General features: G+C 73.9%; 10 protein-coding genes. 2 read left to right on the plus strand and 8 right to left on the minus strand.

Annotation, left to right across the window (positions count from 1 at the left end):
- Positions 1-17 precede the first annotated feature (17 nt).
- The 8 genes from DEF28_RS23210 to hisD form a co-directional block, all read right to left on the minus strand.
- Positions 18-1,997 carry an ABC transporter ATP-binding protein gene (locus DEF28_RS23210; RefSeq protein WP_114433435.1) on the minus strand — a complete coding sequence of 660 codons (1,980 nt, stop codon included), beginning with the start codon at positions 1,995-1,997 and terminating at the stop codon, positions 18-20.
- 329 nt (positions 1,998-2,326) lie between these two features.
- Positions 2,327-3,097 carry an imidazole glycerol phosphate synthase subunit HisF gene (hisF, locus tag DEF28_RS23215; RefSeq protein ID WP_114398516.1) on the minus strand — a complete coding sequence of 257 codons (771 nt, stop codon included), beginning with the start codon at positions 3,095-3,097 and terminating at the stop codon, positions 2,327-2,329.
- Between the two features lie 55 nt (positions 3,098-3,152).
- Complete coding sequence (gene priA / locus DEF28_RS23220; RefSeq protein ID WP_114433437.1) at positions 3,153-3,881, minus strand: bifunctional 1-(5-phosphoribosyl)-5-((5-phosphoribosylamino)methylideneamino)imidazole-4-carboxamide isomerase/phosphoribosylanthranilate isomerase PriA; 729 nt, start codon at positions 3,879-3,881, stop codon at positions 3,153-3,155.
- Positions 3,882-3,988: 107 nt separating this feature from the next.
- On the minus strand, positions 3,989-4,624 hold the full coding sequence (gene hisH / locus DEF28_RS23225; protein ID WP_114398517.1) for an imidazole glycerol phosphate synthase subunit HisH: 636 nt from the start codon (positions 4,622-4,624) through the stop codon (positions 3,989-3,991).
- A gap of 62 nt (positions 4,625-4,686) precedes the next feature.
- A complete protein-coding gene (locus DEF28_RS28155) occupies positions 4,687-4,845 on the minus strand; it encodes a hypothetical protein (protein WP_181874330.1) in 159 nt (52 codons plus the stop codon).
- A complete protein-coding gene (gene hisB / locus DEF28_RS23230) occupies positions 4,846-5,439 on the minus strand; it encodes an imidazoleglycerol-phosphate dehydratase HisB (RefSeq protein ID WP_114398518.1) in 594 nt (197 codons plus the stop codon).
- A gap of 69 nt (positions 5,440-5,508) precedes the next feature.
- On the minus strand, positions 5,509-6,597 hold the full coding sequence (locus tag DEF28_RS23235) for a histidinol-phosphate transaminase (protein WP_114398519.1): 1,089 nt from the start codon (positions 6,595-6,597) through the stop codon (positions 5,509-5,511).
- Positions 6,594-7,898 (minus strand): histidinol dehydrogenase, encoded by a 1,305-nt coding sequence (hisD, locus tag DEF28_RS23240; protein WP_114398520.1) that lies wholly within the window; start codon positions 7,896-7,898, stop codon positions 6,594-6,596. The genes DEF28_RS23235 and hisD overlap by 4 nt, the downstream gene beginning before the upstream one ends.
- 267 nt (positions 7,899-8,165) lie before the next feature.
- Between hisD and DEF28_RS23245 the strand changes: the two genes are divergently transcribed.
- Positions 8,166-8,732: a ferritin gene (locus DEF28_RS23245; protein ID WP_114398521.1), complete on the plus strand. Its 567-nt coding sequence runs from the start codon at positions 8,166-8,168 to the stop codon at positions 8,730-8,732.
- Positions 8,733-8,842: 110 nt separating this feature from the next.
- Entirely contained in the window at positions 8,843-9,520 is a 678-nt protein-coding gene (locus DEF28_RS23250) for an LON peptidase substrate-binding domain-containing protein (RefSeq protein ID WP_114398522.1), read from the plus strand.
- The last annotated feature ends 385 nt before the right edge of the window (positions 9,521-9,905 follow it).

A 9,905-nucleotide genomic window follows, 5' to 3' on the forward strand; every position in this document is an offset into this window, starting at 1 on the left:
GGTGCGGGTGACGGCGGTCATCCGAGCAGCTCCTCGGTGTCGGCGATCTCCTGGGGGTCGACCGGGCCGCCGGCGCTCTTGGCGGCGGTCCGCGCCGCGGTGCGCTCCTCGGCGGCGCGCTCGTAGGCGGTGACCAGCCGCCGGTAGCCGGGCGAGCGCTCCAGAAGCTCGGCGTGCGTGCCGCGGTCGGTGACGACGCCGTCGTCCAGGAAGACGACCTCGTCGGCGAGTTCGATGGTGGCCCTGCGGTAGGCGATCACGACGACGGTGCAGTCGAGTTCCGTCTCGCGCAGGCCGGCGAGGATCTGCGCCTCCACCTGCGGGTCGACCGCGGAGGTGGCGTCGTCGAGGATGAGCAGGCGGGGCCGGCGCACCACCGCGCGGGCCAGCGCGAGGCGCTGCCGCTGCCCGCCGGAGAGCGTGGTGCCGCGCTCGCCGATGCGGGTGTCCAGCCCCTCGGGCATGGCGGCGACGAAGGAGTCGGCGCGGGCGAGGCGCAGCGCCGCCCAGACATCTTCGTCGGGGATGTCGGCGCCGAGTGTGACGTTGCCGCGCACGGTGTCCTCGAACACGAAGGTGCTCTGCGGCACGAGGGCGGCGGCCCGCGCGATCTCGCCGCGCCGCAGGTCGCGCAGGTCGGTGCCGTCGAAGGCGACGGCGCCGCTGTCGGGGTCGACGAGGCGCATCAGCAGCGTGGCGAGGGTGGACTTCCCGGAGCCGGTGGGGCCGACGACGGCGACGGTGCGTCCGGCGTCGACGTCGAGGTCGACGCCGTGCAGCACGGCGGTGCGGGCGTCCCGGGGTCCGTCGCCGGAGGCGAGGTCGCGGCCGGTCGCGTCCGGATCCTCGGTGCCGCCGGACAGGTCGGCCTCCCCGGCCCGGTAGGTGTCGGCGTAGGAGAAGCGGACCCCGCGGGCGCTGATCCGGACCCCGCCCGTGCCCGTGAGGGCCGCGTCGCCGTAGGTGGTGCCGCCGCTGGCGCCGAGGACGGCCTGGATGCGGTTCCAGCCCACGACGCTGCGCGGCAGGTCGCCGAGCAGCCAGCCGAGCGCGCGGATCGGCATGGCCAGCAGGGTGAACAGGTAGGCGATCTGGACGAGGTCCCCGGCGGCGATCGCGTCGTCGGCGATGCGCGACATTCCGATGAGCAGGACGGCGAGGACGCCGAGGTTGGGCAGCGCGTCCATGACGGGGTCGAACATGCCGCGGAGCCTGCCGACCTGGATCTGGGCGTCGCGCAGCCGGTGGGCGGCGGCGGTGAACCGCTCGGCCTCGGTGTCCTCGCGGCCGAGGGCCTTGACGACGAGGGCCCCGTCGAACGATTCGTGGGCGACCTCGCTGACCTGGGCGCGCAGTGCCTGGGCGCGGGTGGCCAGCGGCGAGACGCGGCGCTGGAAGACGTAGTTGGCCACGGCGAGCACCGGGAACACCACGAACCCGACGAGGGCCAGTACGGGGTCGGTCGCCACCATGGCGACGGCGGCCACGGCCAGCATGAACACGCTGCCGATGACCATGGGCAGCGGCGCGAGCGGCTGCCAGGCCGCCTCGACGTCGGCGTTGGCGTTGGAGAGGAGCTGGCCGGTGGGGTGCCGGTGGTGCCAGGAGAGCGGGAGCTGGAGGTACTTGCGCGCCACCGCCCGGCGGTAGCGGGCCTGCATGCGGAACTGCATCAGCCCCGCGTACAGCCGCCGGGCCGCGAGTCCGAGGCCCTTGAGCACGCCGACCCCGACGAGCAGGGCGGCGGCGGTGGCGAGCGCGGCGGCCGTGGTGCGCCCCTCGGCGAACGCCGGCAGGATGACGTTGTCGGTGACGTGCCCGAGGACCGTGGCCGAGCCGACGGTGACTCCGGCGTGCAGCGCGCTGCCGACGGCGGCGACGGCGAACACGGCCGGCTCGGTGCGGATGGCCACCCACAGGACCCGCATACCGCGTCGGAACACCGGGGCGTCAGGGGAGTCGACTTCGGGTTCTTCGGTCGTTACCCCCGGTGACATGCGTCTCCCCCAGCGTCCTCGCGGCCCTGAACACGACGGTGGCCGCCCGCGGAGGAGCGGCACACCGCAACCACGCTACTGCGACCTTCGCCGCGAAGCGTATTGATTTGTTCAGCGTTGGGAGAACACCGACTATTCCGGCGCAGTTCGCACCCGCAGCGGCGGTGCGGGCCGGATGGCCGCACACGGCCACCGGCCCCGGACAAGCACGGTCACCTGGTGTACCAGGTGCGGCCCGCGCCGCCCGGCTGCGCGCCGGGACCGCCCGGGGCCCGGTGCGAGCAGCCCTCCGCCCGTACGGGCAGCGCAGCGCAGGCGCACCGGACCGCCTAGCGCACCGCGTACCCCCGCGCGCGCAGTTCGGCCTTGACGTCGGCGATGGTGAACTCGCCGAAGTGGAACACCGAGGCGGCCAGCACCGCGTCCGCTCCGGCGTCGACGGCCGGCGGGAAATGCTCGACCCGGCCGGCGCCGCCGCTGGCGATCAGCGGGATGTCCACGACCGCGCGCACGGCCCGGATCAGCTCCAGGTCGAACCCGGCCTTGGTGCCGTCGGCGTCCATCGAGTTCAGCAGGATCTCGCCGCTGCCGAGTTCGGCGGCGCGCGCCGCCCACTCCACGGCGTCGAGGCCGGTGCCGCGCCGGCCGCCGTGCGTGGTGACCTCGAAGCCGCTGGGGGTCGCGGTCCCGTCGGCGGCCCGGCGGACGTCGGCCGAGAGCACCAGCACCTGCCGGCCGAAGCGCTCGGCGATCTCGGCGATGAGCTCGGGGCGGGCGATGGCCGCGGTGTTGACGCCGACCTTGTCGGCGCCGGCGCGCAGCAGCCGGTCGACGTCGTCGGGGGTGCGCACCCCGCCGCCGACGGTGAGCGGGATGAACACCTGCTCGGCGGTGCGCCGCACGACGTCGTAGGTGGTGGCGCGGTCGGCGCTGGACGCGGTGACGTCGAGGAACGTCAGCTCGTCGGCGCCCTCGCCGTCGTAGCGGTGGGCCAGCTCCACGGGGTCGCCGGCGTCGCGCAGGTTCTGGAAGTTGACGCCCTTGACCACCCGGCCGGCGTCGACGTCCAGGCAGGGGATGACGCGGATCGCGACGCTCACCGGCCCTCCCCCTCCCCGAGAGCGCGGCGGACCCGCCCCGCGCGTGCCGCCGGGGTCACGCGCGCACCGCCGCGAGCGCGTCCTCCAGGGTGAACGCGCCCTCGTACAGCGCGGTACCCATGATCGCGCCCTCCACGCCCTCGGGCACGAGGGTGGCGATGGCCCGCAGGTCGTCGAGGCTGGACACGCCGCCGCTGGCCACCACGGGCCGCTCGGTGCGGGCGCAGACGCTGCGCAGCAGGTCGAGGTTGGGGCCCTTGAGGGTGCCGTCCTTGTTGACGTCGGTGACGACGTAGCGGGCGCAGCCCTCGGCCTCCAGCCGCTCCAGGGTGGCGAAGAGGTCGCCGCCGTCGCGGGTCCAGCCGCGCGCCGCCAGCGTGCTGCCCCGCACGTCGAGTCCGATGGCGACGCGGTCGCCGTGCTCGGCGATGATCTTGGCGCACCACTCCGGGTTCTCCAGCGCCGCCGTACCGATGTTGACCCGCCGGCAGCCGGTGGCCAGCGCGGCGGTCAGCGACTCGTCGTCGCGGATACCGCCGGACAGCTCCACCTTGACGTCGAGTTCGCCGACGATGCGGGCCAGCAGCTCGCGGTTGTGGCCGCGGCCGAACGCGGCGTCGAGGTCGACGAGGTGGATCCACTCGGCGCCGGCGTTCTGCCAGCCGAGGGCCGCCTGTACGGGGTCGCCGTACTGTCCTCCGGAGCCGGCCCGGCCCTGCACCAGCTGGACGGCCTGGCCGCCGGCGACGTCGACGGCGGGGAGGAGTTCGAGTGTGGACGACATGCGATCTGGCCTTATCCGTTGAGACGACGTGGACGGGACGGGCGCGGGCCGCGGCGGGTGCGGGCGGCCCCGCGCCGGGCGCGGCCGGGCCGGCGCGGGAGCGGGCGCTAGAGGGTGCCGACCCAGTTGGCGAGCAGGCGGGCGCCGGCGTCGCCGGACTTCTCCGGGTGGAACTGGGTGGCCCACAGCGGGCCGTTCTCCACCGCGGCGACGAACGGCTCGCCATGCCGGGCCCAGGTGACCAGCGGCGCGGGGATGTGCGGGTTGTCGGCCGCGAGCTCCCAGTCCAGCACGCCGTAGGAGTGCACGAAGTAGAAGCGCTCGGCGGGGTCGACACCGGCGAACAGCCGGGAGCCCTCCGGGACGTCGAGCGTGTTCCACCCCATGTGCGGCACGATCGGGGCGCGCAGCCGTTCGACGGTGCCGGGCCACTCCCCGCAGCCCTCGGTGCGGACTCCGTGCTCGACGCCGCGGTCGAAGAGGATCTGCATGCCGACGCAGATGCCGAGCACCGGCCGGCCGCCGGCGAGCCGCTTGCCGATGACGCGCTCGCCGCCGACGGAGCGCAGGCCCTTCATGCAGGCGGCGAACGCGCCGACCCCGGGGACGAGGAGACCGTCGGCCTCCAGGGCGGCGTGCGGATCGGCGGTGACGGTGACGTCGGCGCCGGCCCGCTGGACGGCCCGCTCGGCCGAGCGCAGGTTGCCCGATCCGTAGTCGAGGATGACGACGCGTGGTCGCACGGTGGATCGCGCCTTTCGGTGTGTCGGTTGGGCGGAGGCGGACGGCTCCGCGGGCGGCCGGGTCACAGGTAGCCGAGGCGCAGCGCGCCGGAGGCCACCGCGAGTGCCGCGCAGCCGCCGAGCAGCACCGAGATGACCTTGTTCACCTTCCACAGCGAGAAGGCGCCACCGGCCAGCAGTCCGCCCAGGGCGATGAGCAGGACCGGCCACAGGCCGTCCATCTACAGGGCTCCCTTGGTGGAGGGTACGCCGGTGACCCGCGGGTCGCGTTCGCTGGCGAACCGCAGGGCGCGGGCGAACGCCTTGAACTGGCACTCCACGATGTGGTGGGCGTTGCGGCCGTAGGGCACGTGGACGTGCAGCGCGACCCGGGCCTGTGCGACGAAGGACTCGAAGATGTGGCGGGTCATGGTGGTGTCGTAGTCGCGGCCGATGAGCGGTGCCATGTTCTCCGGCTCGGAGTGCACCAGGTAGGGCCGGCCGGACAGGTCCACGGTGACCTCGGCGAGCGCCTCGTCCAGCGGCACCTTGGCGTCGGCGAAGCGGCGGATGCCGGCCTTGTCGCCCAGCGCCTCGCGGAACGCCGCACCGAGCGCCAGGGCGGTGTCCTCCATGGTGTGGTGGGAGTCGATGTGCAGGTCGCCCTCGGTGCGGACGGTGAGGTCGAAGAGACCGTGCTTGGCGAGCTGGTCGAGCATGTGGTCGTAGAAGCCCACCCCGGTGGAGATGTCGGCGACGCCCGTGCCGTCGAGGCCGATCTCGACGAGGACCTTGGTCTCCTTGGTGGTGCGTTCGACGCGTCCGGTGCGGCTCATGTCGGTTCGGGTTCTCCTGTGGTGCGGGTTGGTGGCGGGCGGCGCGGCCGCCGGACGGCGCGGCTCGACTCAGCCGCGGCCGGTCACGGCGAGCAGCGCGGTGCGGAAGCGCGCAAGCTCCTCGGGGGTGCCGACGGTGACGCGCAGCCATCCGGGCGGGCCGACCTCGCGGATCAGCACCCCGTGGTCGAGCATTCCCTGCCAGACCGCCGTGCGGTCGGCGAACTCTCCGAACAGCACGAAGTTGGCGTCGGAGTCGGCGACCCGGAATCCGTTCGCGCGCAGCCAGTCGACCAGCGCGTCGCGGTCGGCCCGCAGCTGCTTCACCGCGCCGAGCAGCTCGTCGGCGAACTCCAGCGCGGTGCCGGCGACCGCCTGCGTGACGGCCGAGAGGTGGTAGGGCAGCCGGACCAGCTGGAGCGCGTCGACGACCGCCGGGTGCGCGGCGAGGTAGCCGACCCGCGTTCCGGCCATGGCGAACGCCTTGGACATGGTGCGCGTGACGATGAGCCGCGGGTGGGTGGGCAGCAGCGACAGCGCGCTGGGGGTGCCCTCGCGGCGGAACTCGGCGTAGGCCTCGTCCACGACGACCACCCCGGGCGCCGTGGCGGCGATCGCCTCGACGGTCTCCAGTGGCAGGGCGGTGCCTGTGGGATTGTTCGGCGAGGTGAGGAAGACGACGTGCGGCTGGTGCACCGCGATGGCGATCCGGGCGGCCTCGACGTCGATGCCGAAGTCGCGGGTGCGCGGCACCGGCAGCCAGGTGGTGCCGGTGACGTGCGAGATGATCGGGTGCATGGAGTAGGAGGGCTCGAAGCCCATGGCGGTGCGGCCGGGGCCGCCGAAGGTCTGCAGGATCTGCTGCAGCACCTCGTTGGAGCCGTTGGCCGCCCACACCCGGCGGGCGTCCAGGCCGTGGCCGAGGTAGTCGGCGAGCCCCGCGCGCAGCCGGACGGCGTCGCGGTCGGGGTAGCGGTTGAGGCCCCCGGCGACGGCGGCGACGGCGCGGCCGAGCGCCTCGGCCAGCCGGGGTGACGGGGGGTAGGGGTTCTCGTTGGTGTTCAGCGCGACCGGGACGTCCAGCTGCGGCGCACCGTAGGGGCTGCGGCCGCGCAGGTCGTCGCGGATGGGCAGGTCGTCCAGACCGATCTCGTTCACGCGTTCTCCCCTCGCCCGACGCGGGCGGTGACGGCCTCTCCGTGGGCGGGCAGGTCCTCGGCCTCGGCGAGGGCGACGACGTGGTGGGCGACGTCGGCGAGCGCGTCGCGGTCGTAGTCCACGACGTGGATGCCGCGCAGGAAGCTCTGCACGCTGAGCCCCGAGGAGTGGCAGGCGCACCCGCCGGTGGGCAGCACGTGGTTGGAGCCGGCGCAGTAGTCGCCGAGGGATACCGGGGCGAAGGCGCCCACGAAGACGGCGCCGGCGTTGCGGACCCGCGCGGCGACCTCGCGGGCGTCGGCCGTGATGACCTCGACGTGCTCGGCGGCGTAGGCGTTCAGCGCGGCGAGGCCGTGGTCGAGGTCGTCGACGAGCACGATGCCGGACTGCGGGCCGGCCAGCGCCTCGGCCACGCGTTCGCTGTGCTTGGTGGCCTTGACCCGCGGTGCGAGCTCGGCCTCGACGCGGTCGGCGAGCCGCTCCGACGCGGTGATGAGCACCGCGGCGGCGACGACGTCGTGCTCGGCCTGGCTGATGAGGTCGGCGGCGACGTGGCCGGGGTCGGCGGTGTCGTCGGCGAGGACGGCGATCTCGGTGGGGCCGGCCTCGGAGTCGATGCCGATGACGCCCCTGAGCAGCCGCTTGGCCGCGGCGACCCAGATGTTGCCGGGGCCGGTGACCATGTCGGCGCGGGAGCACTCACCCGCGCCGTAGGCGAACATCGCGACCGCCTGCGCGCCCCCCACCGCGTAGACCTCGTCGACGCCGAGCAGTTCGCAGGCGGCCAGGATCGTGGGGTGCGGCAGCCCGCCGAAGTCGGCCTGCGGAGGCGAGGACACGGCGAGCGAGAGCACGCCGGCCTCCTGCGCCGGGACGACGTTCATTACGACGCTGGACGGGTAGACAGCGCGGCCGCCGGGGACGTACAGCCCGACCCGGTCGACCGGGACCCACCGCTCGGTGACGGTGCCGCCGGGGACGACCTGGGTGGTGGTGTCGGTGCGGCGCTGGTCGCGGTGCACCAGCCGGGCGCGCCGGATGGACTCCTCCAGGGCCGCGCGCACGGCCGGGTCGAGCCCGCCCAGCGCGGAGCGGAGGGCCTCCCGGGGGACGCGGATGTCGGTGAGCCGCACCCCGTCGAATCTCTCGGTCAGCTCGATCAGCGCGTCGACGCCCCGATGGCGGACGTCGTCGCAGATGGGGCGGACCTGCTGCGCCGCGGCCTCGACGTCCATGGCGGCGCGCGGGAGCAGTCCGCGCGGATCGGCCGGGTTGCCTCGGAGATCGATTCGGGAGATCACGGGTTCATTCTAGGGGTCAGCCGCCCCGCTCCCACCTGCGGCGAGGCGGTGTCGCCGCCGGCGGTCCCGGGACCGCGCTCGGCCGCGGGCGCCGGCCCGGGCGGACGCGCCCGCCGTTTTAGGGAAGCCTCACCATAAATGCCACAAAGAAGCGTCGCCTAACTTTGGGACGCCTTACCTCAGCGAAATTCGAAAAGGCTTTCCTCAGTGGTCAAAGTTACTGTTTCCTTAAGCGCCACGGCATTATTCGTGCGCTATTGTCGGAGTATGACTTCGACGACCGAGACCTCGACGCACGGCCTTTCCAAGTTCCACCGCCTCCTGGTTGACCAGATCCGCCACGAGTTCACCGCGTCGCAGCAGTACGTCGCCATCGCGGCTTGGTTCGACGACCGCGACCTGCCGCAACTCGCCCGCGTTTTCTACCGGCAGTCGCTGGAGGAGCGCGACCACGCGATGATGATCGTGCGCTTCCTGATCGACGAGGGCGTCCCGGTGGCGATTCCCGGCACCGGGGAAATCCAGAACTCGTTCGACGCGCCCCGCGACCTCGTCGCGCTGGCACTGCGCCAGGAGCGCGAAGTGACCGAGCAGTTCCACCTGCTCGCCCGCGCGGCCCGCGAGGAGCAGGACTACACCGGCGAGCAGTTCCTCAACTGGTTCCTCAAGGAGCAGACCGAGGAGGTGGCGAAGATGTCCACCCTGCTGGCCGTGGTGGACCGCAGCCAGGGCAACCTCTTCGACGTCGAGACGTTCGTCGCGCGTGACATGCCCGACGTGGCCGGCGGCGACCCGACCGCCCCGCCGACGGCGGGGCCGGCCCTCACGGTCTGAACGCCCGGGGCGGGCCGGGACCGCGCCGCCGTGGGGACGCGGCTCCGGCCGTCCGCCGCGCGGCCGTCCGGGGGCGTGGACGGCTTGCGACCTGTGGGCATACTTGTGCCGTGCCCCACCGGCTGCCACTGTTCCCGCTCGGGTCCGTGCTGTTCCCCGGACTGAGCATGCCCATGCGCGTCTTCGAGGACCGCTACCGGCACCTCATGTCCGACCTGCTGGCCCTTCCGGCGGACGAACCGCGGCGGTTCGGGGTGGTCGGGATCGAGCTCGGCCACGAGGTCGGGGCCTCCTCGACCCAGCAGCTGTCCGACGTCGGGTGCGTGGCGGAGGTCCGCACGGTGCGCCGGCACGAGGACGGCCGCTACGACCTGCTGGTCGAGGGCACTGAGCGGTTCCGGGTCGACGCGTTCGTCGATCCCGACTCCGACCACCCCTACCTCCGGGCCTCGGCCACCGCGCTGCCCGAGGAGCCCGGGCCGGACGCCGAACGCCACGCCGAGCGGGTCGGCCGCCTCTTCGCCCGCTACTGCCAGCGCCTGACCGGGATCGGCATGCCCGCCGAGCCGCCGGCCGACTTCCCCTCCGAACCCGTGGCGCTGTCCTACGCCGTCGCGGCCGCGGTGATCGTCGACCAGTTCGACAAGCAGCGCCTGCTGGAGGCCGAGCACGCGGCCGCCCGGCTGCGCCTGGCGGCGGAGCTGCTGCGCCGCGAGAACCGGGTGCTCACGGCGCTGCCCCTCCTCCCGGGCGGGCCGTTCCTCCGCCGCGAGATCAACCTCAACTAGCCGGCACTCGTCCGCGGCGGGCGGTCCGGGCCCCTGCGGATGCGCCCGGGGCACCGAGCGGGCTCGGCCGGCGGCCGTCCCGGCCGGTGGAGCGGCGTGCCGGGCCGGTCCTGCCCGGATCGGGCGGGCGCGTGCCCGGGGGCGCGACCGCTCCGGCGTGCCCTTTCCCGGTGCGTCCCGCTCCGGGCACGGTCCCGCCGTCCGGTGGCCGCCTCCGCCGCTGCGGACCCGGGTCACGAGTTGTCCACAGATCCGGAACCGTAGGTGGCGCGGGGATCCTGGCAGGAGCACACTCAGTTCCACCCGGTTGAGCCGAGTGGATGGCAAGGCCCCGGACGGGCGGGACGCGCCATCCGCCCGGTGCGCCCCCTCCCGACCCCCGAAG

The organism is Marinitenerispora sediminis, from assembly GCF_003336425.1.
GTDB classification, from domain to species: domain Bacteria; phylum Actinomycetota; class Actinomycetes; order Streptosporangiales; family Streptosporangiaceae; genus Marinitenerispora; species Marinitenerispora sediminis.

Coding starts and splice junctions, on each gene's coding strand:
- DEF28_RS23210 (WP_114433435.1), bottom strand. CDS start 1,997: ATGTCACCGGGGGTAACGACCGAAGAACCCGAAGTCGACTCCCCTGAC.
- priA (WP_114433437.1), bottom strand. CDS start 3,881: ATGTCGTCCACACTCGAACTCCTCCCCGCCGTCGACGTCGCCGGCGGC.
- DEF28_RS28155 (WP_181874330.1), bottom strand. CDS start 4,845: ATGGACGGCCTGTGGCCGGTCCTGCTCATCGCCCTGGGCGGACTGCTG.
- hisB (WP_114398518.1), bottom strand. CDS start 5,439: ATGAGCCGCACCGGACGCGTCGAACGCACCACCAAGGAGACCAAGGTC.
- DEF28_RS23245 (WP_114398521.1), top strand. CDS start 8,166: ATGACTTCGACGACCGAGACCTCGACGCACGGCCTTTCCAAGTTCCAC.